We start from the raw sequence: 24,187 nt of genomic DNA, 5'->3' as shown, positions 1-24,187 counted from the left end.
CTAGATCAAGAGAAGGGGCGTAAGCCCCTTTTTTGTTTGGCGTTGGGAGCAACTCAGAGCGCTTGCAAAGCTCCAAGCAGCTGGTCAATCTCGGCTTCGGTGCTGGTGATGTGGGTGCAGGCCCGCAGGCAGTGGGGATCGTCGAGGCTGCGCAGCCAGATGCCTTGCTCGCCCAGGCGCTTCACCACCCTTTGCGGATCTTCGCCCCTGAGCTCAAAGCTCACCAGCCCCGCTGGTGGCGGCACCTCCAACAGGGTGCGGGCCCGAGGGTTGGCCTGCAGTCCTTGCCAGAGATAGCCGCTGCGCTGCTGAATCAGGGCCAGGCGCTCTTCGGCAGTGCCTTCTGCCTCCAGCAGGTGCAGGGATTGCTCCAGCCCAGCGCAAAGGGGTATGCAGGAGGTGGCCACTTCAAAGCGGCGGCTGTCGGTGTGAAATTCGCTCTGGCCGCTGGCTTCGTGGCTAAGGCTGCGCCAGCCGATCAGGGTTGGTCTGGCCTCTCGCACCACCCGCTCCGATAGGGCTACTGCTCCCAGTCCCTCGGGGCCACAGCACCATTTGTGGCCGGTGCAGCCGTAGATGTCGGCGGCCGCGGCTGCAGTTGCGATCGGAATGGCCCCAAGGGATTGGGCCCCGTCCACCAGCAGCCAGGGATGCTTGGGGTGTGAGCTGAGCTGGCCTGCTACCGCTGCAATCGGCATCACCTGGCCCGTATTCCAGAGCAGGTGTGAAAGCACAACCAATCGGGTGGCGGGGCTGAGCTGGCGATCCAATCGCTGCAGCACCTGCTCGTTTGTGTCAGCGGCAGTGCCGCGCAGATCCGCTACTGGCAAGGTGGTGAGCACAAGCCCTTGGCGGTGGGCTAGTTCGCGGCAGGCGGCCACCACCCCCGGATGCTCGCAGTCGCTGATTAGGAGTTCGTCGCCGGCCTGCCAGGGCAGGCCCCAGAGCGGCAGTACGCAGCCACTGGTCACGTTTTCGCTGAAGGCCAGCCGGTGCGCCGGCACGCCAAACCAGTCGGCCAGGTGCTGGCGCAGCTGGCTGGTGGTCTGTTCCACAAAAGGCCATACCGCGCCGGAAAAGGGGCCCAGCTCCTGGATGGTGCGCCAGGCGGCCGTGATGGCATCGAGGGAGGAGCTCGGCAGGGGGCCTTGGCCGCCGTAGTTGAAGTAGGTCTTGTTGGCCAGGGCGGGTAGCTGGGCGCGGAAATCAGCTGGCATTAGGAGTGTTTATATGCTCTGATCCTGGCATTTTATTGCCGATAGATCGAATGATATGACAGTTTTAGTGGGTTCAATTTATAGATTGTTGGCGATGCCAATTCCAGATCTGTCAGTGCTCGTGGTATCCACGATTGTTCCCTTTGTTTTGAAGTTGGTGGGGGCAGTAGCTCTCTGGATCGCTGGTGGCTGGCTGATTCAGCTGGCAATGCGAATTGTGCGCAAAAGTCTGCGCAGTAGCAGCCTCGACGCGACGGTTGTTGGCTATCTGATCAACATCCTCGCTGCGGTTTTGCGAGTGATCTTGGTGGTTGCGATCCTGGGCTCCTTTGGTATCCAGACAGCTAGCTTTGCTGCCCTGCTTGCAGGTGCCGGCGTAGCCATCGGGGCGGCCTGGAGTGGCATGCTCGGCAACTTTGCAGCCGGAGTTTTTCTACAGATGTTCCGCCCCTTCAGTGTTGGCGACTTCATCACAGCTGGTGGGGTCACCGGCACAGTTGAGGAAATCGGCATGTTTGTTACCTCGCTGCTGGCTCCAGACAACGTGCGTATCATCGTGCCCAACGGCAAGTTGTTTGGCGACACCATCCATAACTATTCGGTCCATGGTTATCGTCGCGTTGAGCTAGTGGCCCAGCTCGATAATTCCGCTGATGTAGGCCGAGCAATCGCCCTGCTTAAAGAGGGCATTAAGCAGGTGCCAAATCAGTTTTCTGGCATGGAAGCAGTCGTCGAGGTGCTCGAGTTCAGTTAGCGTGGCCCCCGGCTGGCGGTGCGTCCGTACACCCACACCAGCAACTATTGGCAGGTTATTTCGATACCAATCGCATGATCATCGATGTGCTTGGCGCCAACGGCTTCCCCGTGCCCAGGATTCCGCTGGCGATGGGCGCTAACTAGAGCACCTGGCCAACCATTACGGCAGCGATCGCAGAAAACAGCGTGATGCCCAAGGCGGTGAGTGGGTTCTGTCCCTGAGCCACCGCCACGGTGGTCACGATCCCTGCCCCAAGGCAGGCCACCGCCAGTTGGCTAAGCACTTCAGGGCGGCTGTTTGGGGTGGGGCTCACGGATGCTCTGGCGGCTTGGGCCAGAACGTAGAGGTGATTTCCCTCTACGTCCCTGGTTGGCTCTGAGCTTGTTACCTAGCGTCGGAGTTCGTTACTCGCCGACACGTCTTCAAATTCCTCCGCCACCAAAAGTGACCTGGCAAGCGGCATTGATGAGCTGAGCTTCCGCAGGGGTAGTAGGTACGCCGCCATTAAGCAAGCCTTGCTGGCAATCGGCTTCCATCTGGTAAGTGCCATAGCCATTATTGACGGCGAAGCTCACCCCGGACTGCGCCATGGGCTGAACGCTGCCGTAATACAGCTGCCAATTGGTGTTCGGCACAAGAACGTAGGCCTGCTGGCGAGCAATGGCTCGATCAATGGCGCTATTAATTATGGCTGCTGTTGTTAGGGCGGTGACTCCCCATACAACGGATTGGCCAACCCACCAGCCCCAAGGTGGCGAGCTGGACACTCCATACCAACTGCCGCCCCATGGCCTGTTGTTGTACCAACCGGGACCCCTGGCCCAGCCTGGGTTGCTGTAGTAATTGTTGTTTACAATAACTCGTCGGGTCCAGATGTCGCGTTTTTTGCGATTGTATTCGCGCCAGCTGTTGCTGTTCCAGTCTTTCCACTGGTTTTTGTCTTTAACTTTTCGATCGTCCCAGCCCTGGTCGTAGCCGCGCTCATAGCCCTTTTCCTTGCCTTTCTCTTTGCCATATTGAAGGCCTTCCTCGTAGCCCTTTGTGGTGCCTTTTTCGTAGCCCTTTTTCTTGCCCTTTTCCAGTCCCTCTTGGTAGATGCGCTCTCGTTCTTTCTGGTTTATGTTTTGATTTTGTTTATTGCCTTGGCCTGAATTCTGTTGCGTATCCGGTTGATTTTTCTTCTTTTTCTTTTTCTTTTCCTCTGCGTCTGAGTCTTGGTTGGCGATCATTTGCCAGCCAGGTGCGCCAGATTCTGAGTTGTTAGCCTCTCCGCTGGCTCTGTTAGCTGCCAAAACCGGTAGTGATCCTGTGCTCGCCATCAGTAGGGCCATCGCCAAGGAAGGAGCGGCGAGCCGGTTGTTTGAGATCGGCAGAAATGGGAATCCCATGGTTGTCGCCCCGTGGGCTAGGTGTCGTAAGAAATCTGCTACTGATCTAGCTACGACCCATAACCTTCATGTAGATGGGCATACCCGTTGTGAAACTGGCTAGCCCTGGCTGTTGTTGGGTATTCCATTGTGCAGGGAAGCCGGCCTGGCCCGGCCGCCGCTGGCCCAGGCCTGCAGCGCCTCCAGTTGCTCCCGGGCGGTGCGCGAAAGGGGCACCACCTGGCTAGCGGCAGCGATGAGGTCGGCTTCGCCGAATTCCCGCTGCTCGGCGAAGGCCAGGTGCATGGCCTCGATCACGGTCTGCTCCAGTTCGGCGCCTGAGAATCCCGCAGTGCGATCTACCAGCACTTCCAGGGTGATGCTGTGCTTAGGCCGGCGGCGACGCAGCTGCAGATCAAGAATGGAGTGGCGCTCCTCAGCGCTGGGCAGATCCAGCAGGAAAATCTCGTCGAAGCGCCCCTTGCGCAGCAGTTCGCCTGGCAACTTGTCGACGCCATTGGCAGTGGCCACCACAAACACGGCGCTGGTTTTCTCCGCCATCCAGGTGAGCACCGTGCCCAGCACCCGCTGGCTGGTGCCCCCATCACTGCGGGAATCGCCCCCAAAGCCTTTGTCGATCTCATCGATCCAGAGCACGCAGGGCGCCATCGCCTCCGCCCGCTGGATCATGTCGCGGGTGCGGGCCTCCGAAGCCCCCACCAAACCGGCAAAAAGCCGGCCCACATCCAGGCGCAGCAGTGGCATGCTCCAGCTGTGGGCTATCGCTTTGGCGGTGAGCGATTTGCCGGTGCCCTGGGGCCCCACCAGCAGCACGCCCCGGGGTAGGGGCAGGCCGTAGCGCATCGCTTCTTCGCTGAAGGCCATGTGGCGTTGCTCCAGCCAGTGCTTGAGGGCTTCGTGGCCTCCGATATCAGCGGGGCTGGCTTCGCTCGGGCAGTACTCCAGCAGCTCGCTCTTGGCGATCGCCTGACGTTTCTCCTCCAGCACCTCGGCTAAATCCGCCTCGCCGAGTTGGCCGCGCCGGGCCAGGGCCCGGGCAGCTAGCTGGCGCACCCGCTGCTCGCTGAGGCCGTGGCAGGCGGCGGTGAGCTGTTCGCACACGGCCGGTGCCAGCGGATAGCCACTGACGCCAGCAATTGTGCTGAGCAGTTGCCGGATCTCTTCGGCATCAGGCAGGGGCAGGTCCAGCAGGGTGATGCTGTCTTCCAGTTCCCGAGGAATGGCCCAGTCGGGGGCGGTGATCACCAGGGTGCGGGGTGCCTGGCGCAGGCTCGAGGCCAGGTTGCGCAGCCTGCGGCAGACGCCGGCGTCTTCGCAATAGCGGTGAAAATCGCGCAGCACCAGCAGGGCCCCCTGCTCGGGCGGCAGGGTGTCGAGACAGGCCAGGGCCGCCATCGGGTTGCGGGTGGCCTCGCCGCTCCGGTTTGGGGCACCGCTCAAGCCATCAATGAAGTCCCAGCGCAGCAGGGTGCGGCCGCCCAGTCGCTGGGCTGCTTGCTCCAGCAGGCCATCAACCCGTTCCTCCTCGAGGCTGCGGATCCACAGAATCGGCGTGCGTGCCCGGATCAGTAGATCGAGTTGGTCGGCCCAGCTGTCGGTCACGGAGGGAGTCTCAGGGGTTCAGGCCCTGCAGGGCACTCCAGCGGGAATCGATGCCGGCGTCGTCGCTGCTCCAGGTGGCCGGACCGGGGCAGTCTTTGCCGCAGTGGTTAACGATCGGTAGCAGCAGGTTTAGTTGCTCAAATACCCAGTGTTCTGGATCGAAATTGCCCCTGGGATCGAGCTGCTCCATCAGGCCGCTGTCGTCAGCCTCGCTCTCGATGGCCATCGAGTCGGATTGGATGGGGGTGGGTTCGCCGATCCAAAGCAGTTCCTGGTTGCTGGCGCGCAGGGGATGGTTGAAGTGCTGGAGGCAGCGATCGCAGCAGAGGGTGACGATCGTTTCAGCTTTGCCCACCACCTCCAGCAGGTTGCCCCGATGGCTGACGTGCAGTTGGCCGCGCACCGGTGTGAGGCTGGCTAGACCCTCGATGGTTTGATCGATTTGCCAATGGCGCCCAGCATCCAGGTGGCGCAGATCCGAGAGGGGAACAGGCCGAAGCCGCTCCCCGACAAGCGGCTCAGAGTGCTCTGGCTTGGGTGAATTGGACACGGATCACTTCTTGCCCTTGGGTTCGAAGGGCAGGCGACCGCCGCTGGCTGACACAGTCACTGGTTGCTGCGCCATTTGCTGGTCAAGGATCGCCTGCAGGTTGTCAGGCAAGGCTTCGCGGCTGAGCAGGAAGGTCTGCAGGGCCTGGAAGATGTTGGCCACCACCATGTAGAGCAGCACCCCAGCCGGCAGGGGGAAGAACAGGAACATGCCGGTGATCATCACCGGGGTGATCTTGTTGGCGGTGGATTGCTGAGGATTGGCGGGCATGCCCATGCCAGAAAGGATCTGGGAGGCAAACAGGCTGGCCCCGAAACCTGCCACCAAAATGGCGATGTCCCAGTTCACGGCGCCATCGGTCATAAAGCCCACCTGGCCGAGAGCCTTGATGAACAGGAAGCCGCTGCGGGCTGCCAGACCAGGGATCTTGGCTTCGACTGTGGCGTCGCCGGTGCCTAGGGCCGTGATCGTGCCATCAACTGCCACGCTCACGACGCCTTCTCCCTTGGTCACGCTCCAAGCGGGCGTGTAGGCGTCGCCGTTCTCAATTCCCTGCAGCACCGAAGCAAAGCTCGAGCCGTCTTTGGTGTGCAGCTTCACTTGGGCCGAATCACCCACCCCCAGCTTGGTGCCGCCTTCGAGGCTGGCGATCACAGGCACGTGGTTGGTTTCAGTAACGAAGATCGAATGGCTGGCGCTGTTGAAAGGCTTGGGCTCGACTGCCGCGATTTGCTCAGCAGGCAGCACCTTGAGGTTGAGGGTGTAGGGCACATCCGCGAAAGGTGAGCCCCGCAGGGTGGCAAACAGGGCAAACAGGATCGGCATCTGCACTAGCAGGGGCAGGCAGCCAGCCAGGGGGCTGCCGAACTCCTTCATCAGTTGGCCCAGCTCCTCCTGCTGCTTCTGGGGGTTGCTGGCGTATTTGGCCTTGATCTCGGCCTGCCGCTTCTGCATGGCGGGCTGGGCGATCCGCATGCGGCGGGCGTTGCGGATCGAGCCGGCGCTGAGCGGGAACAGGGCCAGGCGGATCACCACGGTGAGGGCGATGATTGCCAGGCCGTAGCTGGGCACCAATCCGTAGAAGAAATCGAGGATTGGGAGCAGCAGGTTGTCGGAGATGTAGCCGATCACGGCAGAGGGGCTCTCGGGGTAGGGGGGAGCGTGGGCTCAGTGTGACTGATGGTCTAGGCGGCCATGCCCTTGGGTGTGGAGCTTTTGGCTTGGCGGCGCTCCTCGATGTAGGCCTCGAGCTCCCGGAACCCTGGCACTGCGCGCATCTCGAGCTTGGAGCCGTCGTTGAGCACCAGCACCATGTCGCCCCAGAGGCCGAAGCCCCGGGGCACACTGCGCACCTCCCTGATTTGGCTGTATACAACCTGGGTGCGGTCGCGCCCCAGCCAGCCACCATTCACCTCGATGCGGCGACTGGTGATCCGGAAACGCAGCCAAAGAGCCCGCACGATCGCTCCAACGGCGAAAGGAATGCCGATGAGGGTGAGCCCGAGCACCAAATTGAAGATCAGGTCTCCCTTGGCGGGCCCGCCTTCGTAGAAAACGCTTTCCTGAATGGAGGCGGCGGGGGCAGTGCTCATCGCGTCAGGCCTGCTTGGTGAAGAAGTTGGCTGCATTCTCCCAGCAAGGCCTGGGGGCATTGCTCAGCGCTACCGGGTTTGAGGCTGAGTAGCAGCCAAAGGCAGCGCTGGTCATCGCCGATTTGCTGGGCAAGTAGGTGCTCGTGCAGCAGGCGGCGCAGGCGATTGCGGCGCACGGATCGTTTGTGCACCTTGCTGCTGATCACAATCCCGCAGCGCCAGCTGCTGGGCGGACTTGCCTGCTGCTTGGCAGGCAGGAGTTGGGGCAGGGCGTCCAAAACGCGAAGCAACAAAAAAGGGCCGTGCGTTTTGCGGCCCTTCTGATACACACGGTCAAACACCCGTTGCCCCTTGAGCCGGTGGCACTGGGGCAGGGCCAAGGCTCTTAAACGGCGAGGCGGGCCCGGCCGCGGCGACGGCGGGTGCGGATCACGCGGCGGCCTGTGTGGCTGCGCATGCGCACTCGGAAGCCAGATACGCGCTTGCGCTTACGACTCGTTCCTTCCAGGGTGCGCTTGGTCATGGCTGGCTCTTCGCTGCGCTTATTGCGTCGGTAATGGGCGTAAGGGCCAACCTATCAGGCGGGGTTGGCGCCGCCCCCACCCAGTACTGCCCCTACTCAGTTGTTAGGCGGATCGATCTGAATCAGCCAGCTGCCCAGGTAGCCGGCTATCGGCACGTCGCCGGGCGCTTGGGCTAGGGCATTGAACTGATACATGCCGATGTTGAAGGGATTGAAGATGTTCATGTACACCCCAATGGTGCCGGTGTCTGGTACGGGCGTGTCTGGGAAAATCTCAATGGCACTGCCGTTGGCAGCCACTTCGATCGTGGCTGGGATGATCTCCTGGCACTTGGTGCGCGACATCATGCCGCCCTCACTCATCTTGCAGAGCTTGACTCGCTTGGGGTCAATCTTGGCGTCGAAATAGCTAGGCACGGTGATGCTTAGTTTGAGAATTGCCGTCTTGCGATCTTTTGGTCTGAGAATTAAGTAGTACTCCGAGCGCTTGAGGCGCTGGGTGTCGGTCATGAAGAAGTAGAGCTTGCGGTAGTCCTTGGTGTTATCCCAGCGAAACTCCATCAGGCTGGGCGTGCCCTGGGCCAGGCTCGGCTGGGATCCGGTGCTAAGCGCAAATGCTCCAGTAACGAGAGCGGCGCCGGCGGCTAGGGCCGGGAGGGCGAGTTGGTGGCGAAGGCGAGGGAAAACCATCAGGGCTGCACCAATAAGTAATTTGATTCTCAGCAGGGAGCTGCTGCCCCGGTGCCTGAGGTGGCCGGCCCCAAAGGTGGCGGCGGGCCTAGGGCTGAGCCCGATCGGGACGTAGGCCAGCTGCCTCGCGCAGGTAGGGGTGCACCGGTATCTGCTGCGGTTGCAGCCAGGCATGGGCCAGTAGGCGGATACAGCGAGGCAGATCGCCGGCCACTTCCATTTGCTGGCAATCGAGCAAGGCCACCTGCTCCCAGCCCGGTTGGCGTCTGGCGATGGCCGCCGGGAAACAGGCATCGAGATCCCGGGTTACGGAAAAGGTCACCGACACCAGCTGCTCTCCCTGGAGCCCATTGCGCTCCATCAGGGCATCCACAAGCTCCTTGACGCAGGCCTGAATCGCCTCGGCGCTGTTCAGCTCGGCGGTGGTGGCCCCGCGCAGGGCCCGCAGCACAAAACCTGCGTTCATGGCCTGTATAGCCACAGGGGTTGACCGCTCCAGGCCAGTTCCAGGCTGAAGCTCTCGATCAGCTGGCGCAGTTGGCTGCGGCCCGGCAACACACCGCCAAAGCGTTTGGGCGGGCTGCCAAAGGTGGTTGGGCGGGTTTTCTCAGGGTCGAGGCCAGCCAGCTCGGCGGCCAGGCGCCTGGCCGTCTCCTCGTCACCGAGCACATCTACTAAACCCAGCTCCAGGGCTTGGGCGCCGCTGAACACCCGGCCATCGGCGAAGCCGCGCACCGTTTCTTGGTTCAGACCCCTTCCCGTTGCTACGGCCTCCACAAACTGGTGGTAACTCGAATCAATCAAGCTCTGCAGCAGCTTGCGTTCGCCTTCGCTGAGGGCGCGATCCGGCGAAAGGATGTCTTTGTAGAGGCCGCTCTTGACGGTTTCAAAGCTCACGCCCAGCCGCTCCAGCAGCTTGGAGAGGTTGTTGCCCCGCAGAATCACCCCGATCGAGCCGGTGATCGTGCCTGGGTTGGCCACAATTTTTTCGGCGGCAACGCCGATGTAGACCCCGCCTGAGGCGGAAATGTTTCCGAAGCTGGCCACCACCTTGCAGCCCTTCTCGCGTAGGCGCAGCAGGGCGCTGTAAATCTCCTGGCTGTCCCCCACGGTGCCGCCGGGGCTATCGATGCGCAGCAGCAGAGCAGGGCACTCCCGTTGCTCCACCTGGCGCAGGGCCTTGATCACCCGGCTGCGGGTGGGGCCGGCGATTGGTCCTTCGATGGCAATGCGCGCCAGGGTGCGACGGGTCTTGCGGCGCCAGGGCCAGGGCATTTGGGATAGGTGAAGTGTTTGGATCTTAAAAACAAAGCCTTCGCCGGCCAGGAAGCCCATGCCCCAGGCCCTGCGATGGCCCTTGATGTTGCTCCCTTTTGCGCTCTGGGGCACGGCGATGGCGGCGATGCGGCCCCTGCTGGAATCCGGCAGTCCCCTGCAGGTGGCAAGCCTGCGGCTGCTGCCCGCGGGGGTTCTGGTGCTGCTGGCCGCCCTGTTGCTGGGCCGCTCGCTGCGGGTGGCTGCCGTTGATTGGCCCTGGTTGCTGGCCTTTGCCCTTGTAGATGGCAGTCTCTTCCAGGGTCTACTGGCCAGGGGCCTGGGCCAGACCGGAGCGGGCCTGGGTTCGGTACTTATTGATTCCCAGCCCCTGCTGGTGGCCCTGCTGGCCCGCAGTCTGTTTGGGGAGGCGATCAATCCGGTGGGCTGGGTGGGCCTGCTGCTGGGGCTGCTCGGCATTCTTTGCCTGGGTTTGCCGGCAGCGGTGCTGCGCCACTGGTGGCTCGATGGTCCCGTCGCCCTCGGCGAACAGGCCTGGAGCCATGGGGAGCTGTGGATGCTGGCGGCGGCGGCGGCGATGGCCATCGGCACGGTGCTGAGTCGCTACGCCAGCCGCCAAAGCGATCCGGTGGCAATTACCGGCTGGCACCTTCTGCTGGGTGGCCTGCCCCTGCTGGGTGGGGTCGCCTGGGAGGGGCCTCTACTGCCCAGCTGGAACCTGGGAGAATGGGGATTAATGGCTTACGCCACCGTGCTCGGCAGCGCCCTGGCCTATGGCCTCTTCTTCTGGTTTGCCAACAGTGGTGACCTCACAGGTTTCACCGCTCTCACCTTCTTAACTCCCGTCTTCGCCCTGCTCTGCGGGGTTTGGTTGCTTCGTGAGCATTTGCAGCCTTTGCAGTGGCTTGGGGCCCTGCTGGCCCTGGTGTCGGTGCTGTTGATCAACCGGCGCCAGCAGCTCTGGCGCGGCACCTCCCTGCTGGAGCAGCCCTGATGCGGATCCTGGTGGTGAGTACTCCGGTGGGAGCCCTAGGCAGTGGCCGCGGCGGTGGTGTGGAGCTCACGGCCTGTGCCCTGGTGGCGGGGTTATTGGGGCGGGGCCACCGGGTGACGGTGCTGGCGGCCGAGGGATCCGTGTTGCCCCCCTCCTGCCTCGCCGCTGAACTTTGGACCTGTAGCGGCAGCTCCCAGACCAGCGCCCAGCACCAGCAGCGCAGTGCTGCGATCACGATGCCGGCCGATGGCCTGCTGCAGGCCTTCTGGCGGCGGGCCCTGTTGGAGGGTCCGGTCGCCGGCTTTGAGGCGGTGATCAACCTGGCCTACGACTGGCTGCCTCTCTGGTTGACGCCCCTAGCGCCCCTGCCCCTGTTTCACCTGGTGAGCATGGGTTCGGTGAGTGAGGCGATGGATTTGGCGATTGCCGAGCTGGCGGCTTGGGACCAGCGGCGCCTCGCTTTTCATACCCGCGTGCAGGCGGAGGATTTTGGCTTGCCCCAGGAGCCGGTGGTGCTGGGCAATGGCTTTGACCTAGACGCCTATGGCTTCTGCGCCGAGCCTGAGCCGCTGCTGGGCTGGGCCGGCCGGGTGGCGCCGGAGAAGGGGCTGGAGGACGCGGCGGCGGCGGCGGCCCAGCTGGGCTTGCCCCTAGCGGTGTGGGGTTTGGTGGAAGACCAGGCCTATGCGGCAGCGGTGGAGGCGTCGGTGCCGGCTGGCACCCTGCAGTGGCGGGGTTTCCTGCCCACCAATCAGCTGCAGGCGGAGCTGGGCCGCTGCCGGGCCCTGCTGAATACCCCCAAGTGGAATGAGGCCTACGGCAACGTGGTGGTGGAGGCGCTGGCCTGCGGTGTGCCGGTGGTGGCCTATCGCCGCGGCGGTCCCGGCGAGCTGGTGCAGCCGGGTCTCACTGGCCTGCTGGTGGAGCCAGACGACGTGACGGCCCTGGCGGCGGCGGTAGCGCAGGTGGGCACGATCGAGCGGCGCGCCTGCCGGGCCTGGGTGGAGGCCCATGCCTCGCGGGCGGTGCTGGCGCAGCGGGTGGAAGCGTGGTTGGTGGCTGGTTTGGGTTTGTGAAACGGTTTGTTCAACCCATCCAGGGACCCCAGTGTTGATGCTTGGTCGACTAAACATTTTCAGGCAGCTAGGTCACAGCCATGCGTCAGGTGAACATGCACGAGGCCAAGACCCACCTCTCGCGTCTGGTTGATGAGGCAGCTGCGGGGGAACCGTTTGTGATCTGCAAGGCTGGCCGGCCCATGGTGCGCGTCACCCCCCTCGGCGAAGCAGGCGCTGCTGCGGCGTTTGGGCCTGCTGGCCGGCCAGTGTCAGGTGCCCGATGACTTTGATCAGCTGGGTGCCGCCGAGATCGCCGATCTATTCGAAGGCGCCTGAGGCCAGCCATGCGTTTGTTGCTCGACACCCATCTGCTGGTGTGGGCGATGGGCTCGCCTGAGCGGCTTTCAGCGGCCCTAGCGGCGATGCTGCAGGATCCCGCCAATACGCCTGTCTTCAGTGTGGCTAGCCTTGCTGCGCCGAGCCCTGCTTGATGGCGGTTGGCAGGAACTGCCGGTCCAGGCCCATCACGCCTTGGCGGTGGCCGCACTGCCGCTCCTGCATCGCGATCCCTTTGATCGGCTGTTGCTGGCCCAGGCCAGCTCTGATGGCCTGCTTTTGATCACTGCCGATCAGCAACTGGCGGCCTATCCGGGGCCGGTGCGGCTGATGGGCTGAATGAGCCCGAACAGCCAGCTCCGGCTTGCCAGCCAGCGATCGCACCTCGCTTCAGTACGTTGAATGCTTCGGCAAAACGCCCTCTGCCGCAGCTCAAGCTGACCCGCCATCGCCTGGTCTTGCTCTGCACCCTGGCGATCGGCCTGGTGCTGTTTGTCTGGCAGCTCGGCAGCACCGGGCTGGTGGATGAAACGCCTCCCCTATTTGCCGCCTCGGCGCGGGCGATGGCTGAAACGGGCGACTGGCTGATTCCCCGCGTCAATGGCCTGCCCCGCTACGACAAGCCGCCGCTGGTGTATTGGCTGATGGGGGCCCTCTATGCCCTGCCGGGGCAGCAGGCTTGGAACCCCCTGGGCACCTGGGCGGCGCGGCTGCCTTCGGCCCTGGCCAGCGTGGCCCTGATGCTGGGTCTGGCCCATACCCTGCTGCGCTGGCCCCAACGCTCCCGGGCCCCAGGGGCCACGGCGCTGGCGGCCGCCCTGGCCTATGGCCTTTCGCCCCTGGCGCTGGTGTGGGGCCGCATCGCCGTGAGTGATGCCCTGCTGGCTGGGTGTCTGGGGTTCAGCCTGCTGCTGAGCTGGCGCTGCTATGCCGCCGGCGGGCGCCGCTGGTGGCAGGCCTGGCTGGTGCTGGGGCTGGCGGTGCTGGCCAAGGGGCCGGTGGCGGTGCTTTTGCTGGGGCTCACTCTGCTTTTATTCGGCTGGCTGCAGGCGGATCTGGGCGGGCTGTGGGCGCGGCTGCGGCCCCTGCCTGGGCTGGCACTCACCGCCCTGGTGGCGTTGCCCTGGTATGGCCTGGCGCTGCTGGTGGAGGGAGAACCGTTCTGGCAGAGCTTTTTTGGCTATCACAATCTTCAGCGCTTCACCGCGGTGGTGAACAACCACCAGGCTCCCTGGTGGTTGTTCGTGCCCGTGCTGGTGATCGCCAGCTTGCCGGTCACGCCCTTGCTGCTGCTGGGGCTGGCCCAGGGCCTGGGGCGCCTGCGCTGGCGCTGGCTGCCTGCCGAGCCGCTGGCGCCCGAGCTCTCCCTGCAGCGCTTCGCCGCCTGCTGGCTGCTGGCGGTGTTCCTGTTTTTCACTGCGGCCGCCACCAAGCTGCCCAGCTACTGGCTGCCAGCCACACCGGCGGCGGGCCTACTTGTTGCCCTGGCGGCTCAGCGGGGCCGGCGCTGGGCCTGGGGGCTGAGCCTGCTGCTCACGGCGGTGGTGGCCGGGGGCTTCGCGGCAGGACCCCTTTGGCTGCCGCTGATTGAGGCCCCCGAGATGCCCAGCCTGGTGGCTGAGCTGTTGGCGGCGCCCTGGGTGCCCCTGGCCGCTGCCTTCTGGGCCCTAGCCCTGCTGCTGGGGGCCTGGGCAGGCTGGCGCAAGGACGCTCTGTCGGGCTTGCTGGCCCTGCAGCTGCCGCTGGCAGCTTTTGTGCCGGCCGTGTTGCTGCCGCTGGTGGAGTTGGGGGATCGGCTGCGGGCCGCCCCGGTGCGGGAGCTCGCGGCTGAGGCCCGCTCCGCCCGCCGGCCCAGCGAGCCGCTGGCGATGCTCGGCATGCTTAAACCCTCGCTGCATTACTACAGCCGCCGGGTGGTGATCTTCGAGGGTAATGAGCCCCAGCATCTGTTGAACCTGGCCGATCGCCTCCGGCATGAGAGCCGCCCAGGTCAACCCGCCAGCACGTCGGCGCAGCAGCCAAGTGTGTTGGTGGTGATTGATTCCGGCACCGCCGCCCAGCCCCACTGGCAGGGACTTAAACCCCAGCTATTGAGTCGCCGCGGTATCTATGCCCTCTGGCGCGTGGAGCGCAGTCGCCTGGAGCAGCGGGCGGCCCAGCTGCAGCGGCAGGGGGTGGCCGCCGACTGGCAGCTGCAGCGCCCCGAGCGCTACTGAGGCTGCGCGCCTTCTAAAGACTGGGTCAGCTGCTTTTGCCGGCAGAAACTGCAATGGCCCCAGCGGGCCATCTCACCGGCGGGGGCCGGGCTGGTGCAGCGGGGACAGCTAGCCATGCCGTGGACGTCCACCCGGCTGGGATGGACGCTCCACACTTCTTCCTCCTGCTGGCGGCCGGGGGCTACGGCGGCGCTGGGGTGGTGCTGCTCCAGGCGTATGTCGCGCACGGTGAAGCCGTTGGCGCGTAGGGCCCCCAGCAGTTGGTGGCGGTTGTATTGGAGCGCCTGCAGCCAAGGGCCAGGGGCGGCGCCCACGGTGAGCAGGCCGCTGTGCAGCCGCAGGGGCCGGCAGTGGGGTGCCAGCTGGGCTCCGGCGATGCGGGGCCAGGCCTGCCATAGGGCTGCCAGGTGTCCGCCCTGCTGCCAGCTTTGCTCCAATTCCCGCAGGCAACTGGCCAGAGCGCTGGCGGGCTGCCGGGGTGGCGGCATCAGCAGGCTCAGATTGCCGAGTTGGCGGGTTTGCTGTCGGGGGGCCTTGGCCATGGCTTGACCCTATCGGCGGTGCGGCAATCCCGCTGGTGAATCAAGCCAAACCCTGGCTAACCTCAAGCCTTGCCCCTGCAGCCTCCGATGGGCTTCTTTGACCGCCTCAGCCGCCTGATCCGCGCCAACGCCAATGCGGCGGTAGGCGCGATGGAGGACCCTTCCAAGATTTTGGATCAATCGGTGGCCGACATGCAGTCGGACCTGATCAAGCTTCGCCAGGCGGTGGCTACTGCTATCGCTAGCCAAAAGCGCATCCAGAACCAGGCCGAGCAGGCCGATTCCCAGGCTAAAACGTGGTACGAGCGCGCTGAACTGGCCCTTAAGAAGGGTGAGGAAGATCTGGCCCGCGAAGCCCTAGGGCGCCGCAAAACCTGCCAGGACACCGCCACTGCCCTCAACACCCAGCTGCAGAGCCAGGCGGGTCAGGTGGAGCAGCTCAAAAAGAGCTTGATCTCTCTTGAGAGCAGGATCGCCGAGGCCAAAACCAAAAAGGACATGCTCAAGGCCCGGGCCCAGGCGGCCCAGGCTCAGGAGCAGCTGCAGAGCGCCGTGGGCAGCCTGGGCACCAACAGCTCCATGGCCGCCTTTGAGCGCATGGAGGAAAAGGTGCAGACCCTGGAGGCTCGCAGCCAGGCCGCCGCTGAACTGGCTGGAGCAGATCTGGAGAGTCAGTTTGCGGCGCTTGAAGGGGCCCCCGAGGTTGACGATGAATTGGCGGCTTTGAAAAATCGCCTCGCCGGTGGCACTCCGGTATCCCTGCCCCTGGGAAGCTCAGCTGCTCCCCAGCTCGAACCGGTAAAGGTGAGCGAGGTAGACCCGGAGCTCGAGGAGCTCAAGCGTTCGATCGACAAGCTCTGAGCGGCTTGGCGGTTCGTCTCCGGCCGGCTGCCCCGCTTAATACAATCGCCGTACGCATACGTTTTTAAAGGCTGCTGTCGTGTCTGTCGCTCATCTCACCGATGCCAATTTCCAAGCTGAGGTGACCGATTGTTCTACGCCCGTGCTGGTGGATGTGTGGGCCGAATGGTGCGGTCCCTGCCGGCTGATGGCACCAATGATGGAGTGGCTGGCTGCTGAATATGCAGGTCGTCTGGTGGTGGGCAAGCTTGAGGCAGACGCCAACCCAGCCATTCGCGATGGCTTGCAGATCCAGGGCCTTCCCGCCCTGATCTTGTTCCGAGATGGCAAGGAACTGGCTCGCCACGAGGGTGCCATGGCAAAACCGCAGCTACAGGCTTTTGTGGATGCCCATATCTGAGCGCCTGTCCCGTCTTGGCAGTGGCGTTTTCGCCCGCAACGACCAGCGCAAATCGGCCTACGCATCTCGTGCCGCCAGCCGGGGTCTGTCCCCACTGCTCGATCTTTCACTCGGCTCCACGGATCTGCAACCGCCCGAGGCGGCCATCGAGGCGATCGCTGCCCAGCTTGGTCAGCCCGCCAGCGCCTCCTACTGCCTTCACGCAGCGACCCTGCCCTTTCGCTCGGCAGTGGCCGACTGGGCCCAGCGTCGCTTTGGGGTGAAGGTGGATGCGGAGACGGAGGTGCTGTTGCTGGTGGGTTCCCAGGAGGGCACGGCCCACCTGCCCCTGGCGGTGCTCAACCCGGGTGATCGGGCCCTGCTGCTCGACCCCTGCTACCCCTCCCACCTGGGTGGTTTGCACCTGGCTTCCGCTGAGCCGGTGTTGTTGCCGCTCGATCCTGATGCGGGCTGGCGACCGGATTTTGATGCCCTCAGCCCTGACCAGTGGGACGACTTGAAGTTGATGGTGCTCGGCTACCCCCACAACCCCACCGCCACTACGGGCCAGCAGGCCTGGCTCGATGAAGCCGCCGCGCGGGCGGTGCGCCATGGCCTGGTGCTGGCCCACGACAACCCTTACGTGGATCTGGCCCTCGATGGGGAGGCACCGGCCCTGTTGCTCTCCCCCCATTGGCGCGACTGCGGCATTGAGTTTTTCTCCTTTTCCAAGGGCTGGTGTTTGGGGGGCTACCGGCTGGCTTTCGCCATAGGCGCCGAGTGGTTGATCAGCGCCTTGCGCCAGCTCAAGGGGGTGGTGGATTTCAATCAGTCCCTTGCCTTGCAGGCCGGGGCGATTGCGGCGCTTGAGCAGGCTCCGCATTGGCCTGAGCAGTTGCGGCAGGAATACCGGCAGAGACGCGATCGCATGGCTGATGCCCTGGAGGCGGTGGGCTGGCCGGTGCGGCGGCCCTCAATGGCGCTTTATTTGTGGTTGGAGTTGCCGCCCCAGGCGCTTGAGCGCAGCTGGAGCAGCGAGGATTTTTGTGCAGCCCTGCTCGAGGCCACCGGTGTGGCCCTGACCCCCGGCAATGGCTTTGGCCCCGGAGGCGAGGGCTGGCTACGCCTTGCCCTGGTGCATCCGGTGGCTGAGCTCGAGGCAGGTGCGGCCCGCATCGGCGCCTGGCTGGCCACCCTTTGAGCTGGCAGCTGCGCCGCCTGCCGGTGTGTGCCAGCACCGAGATCGAACTTGCTCGCTGGCTGGAGCAGCGCCAGGTCGCTGGCTTGCCGCTGCAGGGGCTGGCGGTAACAGCTCGGCGCCAGCGCTTTGGCCACGGTCAGCAGGGGCGGCCCTGGTTATCGCCGGCGGGCGGGATCTGGCTCAGTGCGGCCATCCCTTGGGCTGGGGCTTTGCCTGGAACGGCCTCCCTGGGTCTTGCGGTGGCGGTGGGGCTGGCCCAGCAGCTCGAAGCCCTGGGGCTTGCGGTGCAACTCAAGTGGCCCAACGATCTGCTGGTGGGGGATCGCAAAATTGCGGGGTTGCTGCCCCGGATGCGCTTGCGGGGCCAGCGGATCCGCGCTGCCCAGGTTGGGGTTGGTCTCAATGGTTGCAACCGGGTGCCGCCTGGAGCCCTGTCGGTGGCAGAGGCCCTCGGGTGCCGCCAGGGCCACCCCCTGGCGCGGCCAGAGCGCTTGTTGCCCAGGGTGCTTGCCGGCCTGGAATGGGCTGCGGCCCATGCCCAGCAGCCTTGCCAGGTGCGCGCTGCCGCCGAGGCCCGGCTGTGGCGCCCTGGGGCGGGCTGGTTGCACGACGGCGAGCTTTGGCAGGTGCTGGGTCTGCATGCCGATGGCCGCCTGCGCCTCGGCCGGCAGGGGCGGGAACTGGCTCTCCAGCGCTACTTCTGAGGCCGTTCCTTAGGCAAGGGCGCGGTTAGGCAGGATTTTTACAATGGCTCCTATGCGCGATCGCCAGCCACCGGGGACCCCCCCCCTAAATCCTGCTGCCCCAAGCCGCCGGCGCCGGGGCAGGGCCCTGGTGGGGATGCTGCCCCTTATGGCAGCCCCCCTGCTGGGAGTGGGCCTCGCCTGGGGGCAAGACCAGCTCGGTCCTGGCCTTGCCCCTTCGCCACAGCCCGCGGGCCTGGCCCAGCCGCTGCGTCCCGATCCGGCTGCCCTGCCGAGCCGGCCGCCGGCCCGTTTTGATGCCTCCCTCGATGAGCTGGTGCGTGATGGCGTGGTTAGTCCGGTGGAGCGGGCCCGGATTCGTTCGGGCTCCGGCATAACCCCCTTCAACGTGCCTGCCCACCAGCGGGCCTGTCGCAGCGGCGCCCTTTCCCAGCAGGAGTGCAGCAGGGGCTTGGTGGTGCGCTGGCGCGGCCGTACCAACAACGGCGTAAGTGGCGGAGTAGCGGGCGCTGAATCTTTTGGCCGCTATGACGGCAAAGGTCGCTTGCTGCCGCCGCTCACGGTGCCGGTTTCGGCCCTGCTGGCCGGCGCTGGCGGTAGCTTCCGCCTTGCCGATGTCTTTGGGGTCACGCCCCGCCCGGCTCCGATCGGTGGCAACGGCAACCGCAAGTTGCTGTTTCCTCTTATCGGTTCGGCGGTCACCAGCAGCAACTTCGGCTACCGGCTGCACCCGATCCTGGGCAACTGGCTGATGCACGCGGGCCGCGATCTGGCTGCTCCAGAGGGCACGCCAGTGGTTTCAGCCCTGGGCGGCCTGGTGGTGAGCAGTGGCCTGGCGGGTGGCTATGGCCTGGCGGTTGAGGTCGAACACGACCGGCCGCGGCGCCGCACCCTCTACGGCCATCTCAGCGAGCTCTACGTCAAGGAGGGTGATCGGGTGCGCCAGGGTGAGGTAATCGGCCGGGTCGGCAGCACGGGCTTGAGCAGCGGACCCCATCTGCACTTCGAGTTGCGCCTGCCCGGCGACGGCGGCTGGATGGCGGTTGATCCTGGTGATCTAGACCCGGGCAAGGGGGCCGCCGGCAGCGATGCCATCGCCCTGTTGATGGGGCAGCTATTGGAGAGATTGGAGCGGCCACGCACTATCAGCTGATGATCCGGCCGTCGCGGAAGTGCACGATTTTCTCGGCCCTGGCAGCCACGTCGTCTTCGTGGGTAACCATCACCACGGTCATGCCGCCGCGATGCAGGGCATCGAAGATGTCGAGTACTTCGGCGGTGGTTTGGGAATCCAGGGCCCCGGTCGGCTCGTCGGCCAGCAGCAGGGCGGGCTGGTTGATGATCGCCCTGGCTATGGCTACCCGTTGCTGCTGGCCGCCCGAGAGCTGATTGGGCTTGTTATTTAGCCGCTGACCCAGCCCCACCCGCTCGAGGGCCGCTTGGGCCCGTTGGCGCCGCTCAGCCGCAGGCACCCCCGCGTAAACCATCGGCAGGATCACATTGTCGAGGGCGCTCAACTGGGGCAGCAGATGGAACTGCTGAAACACAAAGCCCAGGTCGCGGTTGCGCAAATCAGCGAGCTGGTCATCGCTGAGGTCTTCCACCGGGGTGTTGTTGAGCCGGTAGCTGCCACTGGACGGGCGGTCGAGGCAGCCGAGAATATTCATGGCCGTGCTTTTGCCGGAGCCGGACGCTCCCATTACTGCTAAGTAATCCCCTCTATTGACGGTGAGATCCACACCATCGAGGGCCTTAACGGCCATCTCGCCGCTGCCATAAACCTTATCTACGCCCTGAAGTTGGGCAACGGGATCCCCCATCAAATCGCTGCCCTGTTCTTAACAAATGACCCGTGTTCAACCAATGGCCTGAACAAGCATCGGCGTGCCGGTAACAGCCTGGCTGGCCCAGGTGAACAGGGGGTTGGAGAGAATGCCACCCACGGCGGTGACAATCACGCAGCCCACCAGGGCGGTGCGCAGGGCGGGCAGGCCAGCCACAGACCAATTGATGGCAGGGTAGGCCTTCACCACATCTGAGGCTTCCTGGGGTTCTTTTACCACCATCATCTTGATCACTGAGATGTAGTAGTAGATCGATACCACCGAGGTGACCAGACCCACCACCACCAGCAGGTATTGGTGATCGGCCCAGCCGGCAAAAAATAAATAAATCTTGCCGAAGAAGCCCAGCATCGGCGGTATCCCACCTAGGGAAAGCAGGCAGAGACTTAAGCCCAGTGTGATCAGCGGATCCTTCTGATAAAGGCCGGCGTAATCAGCGATGCGGTCGGAGCCGGTGCGCAGCGAGAACAGGATGATGCAGGCGAAGGCGCCCAGATTCATGAACAGGTAGGCCGCCATGTAGAGCACCATCGCGGCGAAGCCGTCTTCGGTGCCGCACACCAGGCCGATCATCACGAAGCCGGCCTGGCCGATGGAGCTGTAGGCCAGCATCCGCTTCATTGAGGTTTGGGCTAGGGCCACCACGTTGCCCAGCACCATGCTGAGCACCGCAAGCACGGTGAAAAGCAGCTTCCACTGGGCATCAAAGCTCTCGAAGCAGCCCACCAGGATTCGCAGGGCCAGGGCAAAGCCGGCGGCCTTGGAGCCCACCGAAAGGAAGGCCACCACCGGCGTTGGCGAGCCCTCGTAGACGTCGGGGGTCCACTGGTGGAAGGGCACCGCTGCGATCTTGAAGGCCACCGTGGCCAGCACGAAAACCAGGGCCAGGGCTGTAACGGGCGAGGCGCTGGTGCGCAGGGCCAGGGCTACTGCGTCGAGGCCGGTGGCACCACCGGTGAGGCCGTAAAGCAGGGAGGCGCCGTAGAGAAATACAGCCGCGGCGGCCGAACCCACCAGCAAATATTTCAGTGCCGCCTCGGAGCTGCGGGCATCCCTCTTCATGTAGCCGGCCAGCAAGTAGCTAGATACAGAGAGGGTTTCCAGCGACACGAAAATTGTCACTAGATCGGTGGCTCCACATAGGAACATGGCGCCGAGGGTGGCAGCCAGCAGGATGCCGGCGAATTCCCCCACCGGCGTGCCGCTCTGCTCCACGTAGCGCCAGCTGAGCAGCAGTGAAATCAATGTGGAGGCCGCCACCACGGCTCGGAAGGCAATCGCCAGGTTGTCCGCCAGGAAGGAGCCCACGAAGGCGGGCTGCAGGTCTGGGGTGTTCCACTGCAGGGCAAGCAGCACTAGGGCGCTGCCCAGGCCGGCATAACAAATCGGTGGAACCCAGCGGCTGGCCGCCTTTTCGCCAGCGAGATCCACCAGCAGGCAGGTGAGCAGTGCGATCAGCACCGCCGCCTCCGGGGCGATGGCGCCAGCATTGAGCTGGAGATTTAAGCCTCCCGTTCCGGCACCACTGCCGATCGCATCGGCCACGGAGGAGAGGGCGCCCAGCAGGAACATCAGCGAGGGGACCGCGAGGTGGGAGCTGTGATGGGGTGACTGTAGCTGCGCCTGGCTGTCAACTTGGGCGCTTGATGCGATAAAGAGGGAAGCGGTAAGGCGCGTGCCTGTGGGTCACACCCTGGTCATTGTTGAAAGTCCGACGAAGGCCCGCACGATCCGGGGTTTTCTTCCCAAGGATTTCAAGGTGGAAGCCTCGATGGGGCACGTCCGCGACTTGCCTAATAACGCCAGCGAGATACCGGCGGCCCATAAGGGTGAGAAGTGGGCAAATCTGGGAGTGAATACCGCCGCCAACTTCGAGCCGCTTTATGTGGTGCCGAAGGACAAGAAAAAGGTGGTGAAGGAGCTGAAGGATGCTCTTAAGGGTGCGGACCAGCTGCTTCTGGCGACTGACGAAGACCGTGAGGGTGAATCGATCAGCTGGCACCTGCTGCAGCTGCTGAGCCCGAAGGTGCCTGTGAAGCGGATGGTGTTTCACGAGATCACGAAAGAGGCGATCAGCCGTGCTCTAGAGGAGACCCGCGAGCTGGATATGGAGCTGGTGCATGCGCAGGAAACGCGTCGGATCCTCGATCGTTTGGTGGGTTACACCCTTTCGCCGCTGCTGTGGAAAAAGGTGGCGTGGGGTTTGAGCGCCGGCCGGGTTCAGTCGGTGGCAGTGCGCTTGCTGGTGCAGCGCGAGCGTGCGCGGCGTGCTTTCCGCAGCGGCAGCTACTGGGACCTCAAGGCCCGTCTGGAGGAGGGAGAAGGTGTCTTTGAGGCCAAGCTCAGCCATTTGCAAGGGGAGCGGATCGCGGGAGGCTCCGACTTCGATGAGAGCACCGGCGGCCTGAAGGACGGCAGCAAGGTGAGGCTGCTGAGCGAGGGGGAGGCGCGGCAGCTCCAGGTGCAGGTGCAGGCCAACCCCTGGAAGGTGGGCTCTGTAGAGGAGAAGGCCACGGTGCGAAAGCCAGTGCCGCCATTCACCACCAGCACGCTGCAGCAGGAGTCCAACCGCAAGCTGCGGCTTTCGGCCCGGGAAACCATGCGCACGGCCCAGGGTCTCTACGAGCGCGGTTTCATCACTTACATGCGCACCGACTCGGTGCACCTCAGCGAGCAGGCGATCAACGCGGCGCGTAGCTGCGTCAGTGAGAAGTACGGGAAGGACTACCTCAGCCCCAGCCCGCGCCAGTTTTCCACCAAGGCCCGCAACGCGCAGGAGGCGCACGAGGCGATTCGTCCAGCGGGAGAGGCGTTCCGCACGCCAAACGCCACAGGACTTGATGGCAAGGATCTGGCCCTCTATGAGCTGATCTGGAAGCGCACGGTGGCCAGCCAGATGGCTGATGCCCGCCTGACGATGCTCGCGGTGGAACTGGAGGCCGATGGCGGGGCCCTGGGCCCAGCCCAGTTCCGTGCGTCGGGTAAGCGCATCGACTTCGCTGGTTTTTTTCGCGCCTACGTGGAGGGCAGCGACGATCCCGACGCGGCGCTTGAAGGACAGGAGCTGCTGCTGCCGGCCCTGAAGGTGGGCGACAGCCCTGACTGCAAGTCGGTGGAGGCGCTCGGCCACCAAACCCAGCCCCCCGCTCGCTATAGCGAGGCGGCCCTGGTGAAGATGCTTGAGAAGGAGGGCATCGGCCGGCCTTCCACCTATGCCTCGATCATCGGCACGATCGTGGATCGCGGGTACGCGACGCTCGCCAATAACTCCCTCACGCCGAGTTTCACGGCTTTTGCCGTGACGGCCCTGCTGGAGGAGCACTTCCCGGATCTGGTGGATACCAGTTTCACGGCCCGGATGGAGAACACCCTCGATGAGATATCCCACGGTCAGGTGCAGTGGCTGCCTTACCTGGAGAGCTTTTTTAAGGGAGAAAAGGGCCTAGAAACCCAGGTGCAGCAGCGGGAGGGCGATATCGACCCCGGTGTGTCCCGGACCGTTGAGCTGGAGGGGCTGCCGTGCGTGGTGCGCATCGGCCGTTTTGGTGCCTACCTGGAAACGAAGCGCGTCGCTGAAGACGGCAGCGAGGAGCTGCTCAAGGCCACGCTGCCTCAGGAGATCACCCCTGCCGATCTCGATGGCGAAAAGGCGGAGTTGATCCTGAGGCAAAAGGCGGATGGTCCTGAGTCTCTTGGTGATGACCCGGAAAGCGGAGAGCAGGTGTACTTGCTGTTTGGCCAGTACGGGCCGTACGTGCAGCGTGGCCAGGTGAGTGACGAGAACCCGAAACCGAAGCGAGCATCACTGCCCAAGGGCGCCAAGCCCGAGGATCTGACGCTGGAGGATGCCATTGCGCTGCTGCGTCTACCGCGCCAACTTGGCGACCACCCGGAGGGTGGTCGGGTGGAGGCTGGTCTTGGTCGCTTTGGCCCCTATGTGGTGCACCACAAGGGGAAGGGTGAGAAGGACTACCGATCTCTTAAGGCTGAGGACGACGTACTGGTGGTTGGCCTTGAGCGAGCGGTGGAGCTGTTCGCCATGCCCAAGAAGGGGCGCGGGGGCCGCACGGCCCTCAAGGAGATCGGTGTCCCGGAGGGCGCCGACGAGGTGATTCAACTGTTTGATGGTCCCTATGGCCTGTATGTAAAGCAGGGCAAGGTGAATGCTTCTTTGCCGGAGGGCACGACAGCCGACACGATCACGCTGGAGCAGGCGGTTGAGCTGCTGGCCGCTAAGGCGTCTAGTGGCAAAGCTGCGGGGAGGAAGCCGGGAGCGAAAAAGCCAGCAGCTAAGGCTCCTGCGGCAAAGGCTCCTGCAGCTAAAGCTCCTGCGGCAAAGAAAGCTCCCGCCACCACCAAGACCGGCCGCTTGCGGGCCAGTGCGGTGCGTGTGATCAGGGCGGCGGACAGCTGATGGCAGGCGCCGGCCCGGCCGCCGGCGCCCACTGGAGCTTGGCA

General features: G+C 64.3%; 28 protein-coding genes. 13 read left to right on the top strand and 15 right to left on the bottom strand.

What is annotated here, in order from left to right; translation table 11 throughout:
* Positions 1-53: 53 nt before the first annotated feature.
* Positions 54-1,217, bottom strand: a complete 1,164-nt coding sequence (locus tag U9970_RS09295; protein WP_322763997.1) for an aminotransferase class V-fold PLP-dependent enzyme — start codon at positions 1,215-1,217, stop codon at positions 54-56.
* Positions 1,218-1,332: 115 nt separating this feature from the next.
* Here U9970_RS09295 and U9970_RS09290 point away from each other — a divergent pair, with 115 nt between their 5' ends.
* Positions 1,333-1,971, top strand: a complete 639-nt coding sequence (locus tag U9970_RS09290; protein WP_322763996.1) for a mechanosensitive ion channel family protein — start codon at positions 1,333-1,335, stop codon at positions 1,969-1,971.
* Between the two features lie 142 nt (positions 1,972-2,113).
* Here U9970_RS09290 and U9970_RS09285 read toward each other — a convergent pair whose 3' ends face one another.
* From U9970_RS09285 to sppA, 11 genes are all read right to left on the bottom strand, one after another.
* Positions 2,114-2,287: a hypothetical protein gene (locus U9970_RS09285; protein ID WP_254960875.1), complete on the bottom strand. Its 174-nt coding sequence runs from the start codon at positions 2,285-2,287 to the stop codon at positions 2,114-2,116.
* Positions 2,288-2,396: 109 nt separating this feature from the next.
* Positions 2,397-3,362: a hypothetical protein gene (locus U9970_RS09280; protein WP_322763995.1), complete on the bottom strand. Its 966-nt coding sequence runs from the start codon at positions 3,360-3,362 to the stop codon at positions 2,397-2,399.
* Between the two features lie 99 nt (positions 3,363-3,461).
* Positions 3,462-4,964: an AAA family ATPase gene (locus U9970_RS09275; RefSeq protein ID WP_322763994.1), complete on the bottom strand. Its 1,503-nt coding sequence runs from the start codon at positions 4,962-4,964 to the stop codon at positions 3,462-3,464.
* A gap of 10 nt (positions 4,965-4,974) precedes the next feature.
* Positions 4,975-5,514 (bottom strand): YceD family protein, encoded by a 540-nt coding sequence (locus tag U9970_RS09270; RefSeq protein ID WP_322763993.1) that lies wholly within the window; start codon positions 5,512-5,514, stop codon positions 4,975-4,977.
* A gap of 3 nt (positions 5,515-5,517) precedes the next feature.
* Positions 5,518-6,645, bottom strand: a complete 1,128-nt coding sequence (gene yidC / locus U9970_RS09265; protein ID WP_322763992.1) for a membrane protein insertase YidC — start codon at positions 6,643-6,645, stop codon at positions 5,518-5,520.
* A gap of 53 nt (positions 6,646-6,698) precedes the next feature.
* Positions 6,699-7,106, bottom strand: a complete 408-nt coding sequence (locus U9970_RS09260) for a PH domain-containing protein (protein ID WP_322763991.1) — start codon at positions 7,104-7,106, stop codon at positions 6,699-6,701.
* Positions 7,103-7,486: a ribonuclease P protein component gene (gene rnpA, locus U9970_RS09255; RefSeq protein WP_322763990.1), complete on the bottom strand. Its 384-nt coding sequence runs from the start codon at positions 7,484-7,486 to the stop codon at positions 7,103-7,105. Before rnpA ends, U9970_RS09260 begins: the two co-directional genes overlap by 4 nt.
* 5 nt (positions 7,487-7,491) lie before the next feature.
* Positions 7,492-7,629 carry a 50S ribosomal protein L34 gene (gene rpmH / locus U9970_RS09250; RefSeq protein ID WP_006170261.1) on the bottom strand — a complete coding sequence of 46 codons (138 nt, stop codon included), beginning with the start codon at positions 7,627-7,629 and terminating at the stop codon, positions 7,492-7,494.
* Between the two features lie 96 nt (positions 7,630-7,725).
* The gene (locus tag U9970_RS09245; RefSeq protein ID WP_407653031.1) at positions 7,726-8,319 is read right to left on the bottom strand and encodes a DUF2808 domain-containing protein; all 594 of its coding nucleotides are present in this window, start codon (positions 8,317-8,319) and stop codon (positions 7,726-7,728) included.
* An 88-nt stretch (positions 8,320-8,407) separates the two neighbouring features.
* Positions 8,408-8,785: a chorismate mutase gene (gene aroH, locus U9970_RS09240; protein ID WP_322763989.1), complete on the bottom strand. Its 378-nt coding sequence runs from the start codon at positions 8,783-8,785 to the stop codon at positions 8,408-8,410.
* Positions 8,782-9,594 (bottom strand): signal peptide peptidase SppA, encoded by an 813-nt coding sequence (sppA, locus tag U9970_RS09235; RefSeq protein WP_322763988.1) that lies wholly within the window; start codon positions 9,592-9,594, stop codon positions 8,782-8,784. The genes aroH and sppA overlap by 4 nt, the downstream gene beginning before the upstream one ends.
* A gap of 58 nt (positions 9,595-9,652) precedes the next feature.
* On the opposite strand from sppA, the gene U9970_RS09230 reads away from it, so the two are divergent.
* The 6 genes from U9970_RS09230 (at position 9,653) to U9970_RS09205 (ending at position 14,198) form a co-directional block, all read left to right on the top strand.
* The gene (locus U9970_RS09230; protein ID WP_322763987.1) at positions 9,653-10,588 is read left to right on the top strand and encodes a DMT family transporter; all 936 of its coding nucleotides are present in this window, start codon (positions 9,653-9,655) and stop codon (positions 10,586-10,588) included.
* A complete protein-coding gene (locus U9970_RS09225) occupies positions 10,588-11,664 on the top strand; it encodes a glycosyltransferase (RefSeq protein ID WP_322763986.1) in 1,077 nt (358 codons plus the stop codon). Before U9970_RS09230 ends, U9970_RS09225 begins: the two co-directional genes overlap by 1 nt.
* An 80-nt stretch (positions 11,665-11,744) precedes the next feature.
* Entirely contained in the window at positions 11,745-11,930 is a 186-nt protein-coding gene (locus tag U9970_RS09220) for a type II toxin-antitoxin system Phd/YefM family antitoxin (RefSeq protein WP_322763985.1), read from the top strand.
* Positions 11,931-11,990: 60 nt separating this feature from the next.
* Positions 11,991-12,137 (top strand): hypothetical protein, encoded by a 147-nt coding sequence (locus tag U9970_RS09215; RefSeq protein ID WP_322763984.1) that lies wholly within the window; start codon positions 11,991-11,993, stop codon positions 12,135-12,137.
* The gene (locus U9970_RS09210; RefSeq protein WP_322763983.1) at positions 12,115-12,321 is read left to right on the top strand and encodes a PIN domain-containing protein; all 207 of its coding nucleotides are present in this window, start codon (positions 12,115-12,117) and stop codon (positions 12,319-12,321) included. The genes U9970_RS09215 and U9970_RS09210 overlap by 23 nt, the downstream gene beginning before the upstream one ends.
* A gap of 59 nt (positions 12,322-12,380) precedes the next feature.
* Positions 12,381-14,198 (top strand): ArnT family glycosyltransferase, encoded by a 1,818-nt coding sequence (locus U9970_RS09205; protein ID WP_407653030.1) that lies wholly within the window; start codon positions 12,381-12,383, stop codon positions 14,196-14,198.
* Here the strand turns inward: U9970_RS09205 and U9970_RS09200 are convergent.
* Positions 14,192-14,740, bottom strand: coding sequence for a DUF721 domain-containing protein (locus U9970_RS09200; RefSeq protein WP_106501429.1), 549 nt, complete (start codon positions 14,738-14,740; stop codon positions 14,192-14,194). The two genes, U9970_RS09205 and U9970_RS09200, sit on opposite strands and share 7 nt — an antisense overlap.
* A gap of 87 nt (positions 14,741-14,827) precedes the next feature.
* On the opposite strand from U9970_RS09200, the gene U9970_RS09195 reads away from it, so the two are divergent.
* The 5 genes from U9970_RS09195 to U9970_RS09175 all read left to right on the top strand — a co-directional run bounded on the left by U9970_RS09195 (position 14,828) and on the right by U9970_RS09175 (position 19,038).
* Positions 14,828-15,601 carry a PspA/IM30 family protein gene (locus tag U9970_RS09195; RefSeq protein ID WP_322766090.1) on the top strand — a complete coding sequence of 258 codons (774 nt, stop codon included), beginning with the start codon at positions 14,828-14,830 and terminating at the stop codon, positions 15,599-15,601.
* Positions 15,602-15,680: 79 nt separating this feature from the next.
* Complete coding sequence (gene trxA / locus U9970_RS09190) at positions 15,681-16,001, top strand: thioredoxin (RefSeq protein ID WP_322763982.1); 321 nt, start codon at positions 15,681-15,683, stop codon at positions 15,999-16,001.
* Positions 15,988-17,181 (top strand): aminotransferase class I/II-fold pyridoxal phosphate-dependent enzyme, encoded by a 1,194-nt coding sequence (locus tag U9970_RS09185; protein ID WP_322763981.1) that lies wholly within the window; start codon positions 15,988-15,990, stop codon positions 17,179-17,181. The genes trxA and U9970_RS09185 overlap by 14 nt, the downstream gene beginning before the upstream one ends.
* Positions 17,178-17,885 (top strand): biotin--[acetyl-CoA-carboxylase] ligase, encoded by a 708-nt coding sequence (locus tag U9970_RS09180; RefSeq protein WP_322763980.1) that lies wholly within the window; start codon positions 17,178-17,180, stop codon positions 17,883-17,885. Before U9970_RS09185 ends, U9970_RS09180 begins: the two co-directional genes overlap by 4 nt.
* A 148-nt stretch (positions 17,886-18,033) precedes the next feature.
* Positions 18,034-19,038 carry a M23 family metallopeptidase gene (locus U9970_RS09175; RefSeq protein WP_407653113.1) on the top strand — a complete coding sequence of 335 codons (1,005 nt, stop codon included), beginning with the start codon at positions 18,034-18,036 and terminating at the stop codon, positions 19,036-19,038.
* Here U9970_RS09175 and U9970_RS09170 read toward each other — a convergent pair.
* Positions 19,031-19,705 (bottom strand): ABC transporter ATP-binding protein, encoded by a 675-nt coding sequence (locus tag U9970_RS09170; protein WP_322763978.1) that lies wholly within the window; start codon positions 19,703-19,705, stop codon positions 19,031-19,033. The two genes, U9970_RS09175 and U9970_RS09170, sit on opposite strands and share 8 nt — an antisense overlap.
* A 36-nt stretch (positions 19,706-19,741) precedes the next feature.
* Positions 19,742-21,301, bottom strand: a complete 1,560-nt coding sequence (locus U9970_RS09165) for an NAD(P)H-quinone oxidoreductase subunit N (protein WP_106501433.1) — start codon at positions 21,299-21,301, stop codon at positions 19,742-19,744.
* Positions 21,302-21,410: 109 nt separating this feature from the next.
* Between U9970_RS09165 and topA the strand changes: the two genes are divergently transcribed.
* Entirely contained in the window at positions 21,411-24,143 is a 2,733-nt protein-coding gene (topA, locus tag U9970_RS09160) for a type I DNA topoisomerase (RefSeq protein WP_322763977.1), read from the top strand.
* The last annotated feature ends 44 nt before the right edge of the window (positions 24,144-24,187 follow it).

Source organism: Cyanobium usitatum str. Tous (assembly GCF_963920485.1).
Lineage (GTDB): Bacteria > Cyanobacteriota > Cyanobacteriia > PCC-6307 > Cyanobiaceae > Cyanobium_A > Cyanobium_A usitatum_A.
This window is presented reverse-complemented; position numbering and strand designations above follow the sequence as displayed.

What these genes read in the sequence shown, in the direction of transcription:
- U9970_RS09295 (WP_322763997.1), bottom strand. Translation starts at nt 1,217, where the DNA reads ATGCCAGCTGATTTCCGCGCCCAGCTACCCGCCCTGGCCAACAAGACC.
- U9970_RS09280 (WP_322763995.1), bottom strand. Translation starts at nt 3,362, where the DNA reads ATGGGATTCCCATTTCTGCCGATCTCAAACAACCGGCTCGCCGCTCCT.
- U9970_RS09260 (WP_322763991.1), bottom strand. Translation starts at nt 7,106, where the DNA reads ATGAGCACTGCCCCCGCCGCCTCCATTCAGGAAAGCGTTTTCTACGAA.
- rpmH (WP_006170261.1), bottom strand. Translation starts at nt 7,629, where the DNA reads ATGACCAAGCGCACCCTGGAAGGAACGAGTCGTAAGCGCAAGCGCGTA.
- U9970_RS09245 (WP_407653031.1), bottom strand. Translation starts at nt 8,319, where the DNA reads ATGGTTTTCCCTCGCCTTCGCCACCAACTCGCCCTCCCGGCCCTAGCC.
- aroH (WP_322763989.1), bottom strand. Translation starts at nt 8,785, where the DNA reads ATGAACGCAGGTTTTGTGCTGCGGGCCCTGCGCGGGGCCACCACCGCC.
- sppA (WP_322763988.1), bottom strand. Translation starts at nt 9,594, where the DNA reads ATGCCCTGGCCCTGGCGCCGCAAGACCCGTCGCACCCTGGCGCGCATT.
- U9970_RS09230 (WP_322763987.1), top strand. Translation starts at nt 9,653, where the DNA reads ATGCCCCAGGCCCTGCGATGGCCCTTGATGTTGCTCCCTTTTGCGCTC.
- U9970_RS09225 (WP_322763986.1), top strand. Translation starts at nt 10,588, where the DNA reads ATGCGGATCCTGGTGGTGAGTACTCCGGTGGGAGCCCTAGGCAGTGGC.
- U9970_RS09220 (WP_322763985.1), top strand. Translation starts at nt 11,745, where the DNA reads ATGCGTCAGGTGAACATGCACGAGGCCAAGACCCACCTCTCGCGTCTG.
- U9970_RS09215 (WP_322763984.1), top strand. Translation starts at nt 11,991, where the DNA reads ATGCGTTTGTTGCTCGACACCCATCTGCTGGTGTGGGCGATGGGCTCG.
- U9970_RS09200 (WP_106501429.1), bottom strand. Translation starts at nt 14,740, where the DNA reads ATGGCCAAGGCCCCCCGACAGCAAACCCGCCAACTCGGCAATCTGAGC.
- U9970_RS09195 (WP_322766090.1), top strand. Translation starts at nt 14,828, where the DNA reads ATGGGCTTCTTTGACCGCCTCAGCCGCCTGATCCGCGCCAACGCCAAT.
- U9970_RS09185 (WP_322763981.1), top strand. Translation starts at nt 15,988, where the DNA reads ATGCCCATATCTGAGCGCCTGTCCCGTCTTGGCAGTGGCGTTTTCGCC.
- U9970_RS09175 (WP_407653113.1), top strand. Translation starts at nt 18,034, where the DNA reads ATGGCAGCCCCCCTGCTGGGAGTGGGCCTCGCCTGGGGGCAAGACCAG.
- U9970_RS09170 (WP_322763978.1), bottom strand. Translation starts at nt 19,705, where the DNA reads ATGGGGGATCCCGTTGCCCAACTTCAGGGCGTAGATAAGGTTTATGGC.
- U9970_RS09165 (WP_106501433.1), bottom strand. Translation starts at nt 21,301, where the DNA reads ATGTTCCTGCTGGGCGCCCTCTCCTCCGTGGCCGATGCGATCGGCAGT.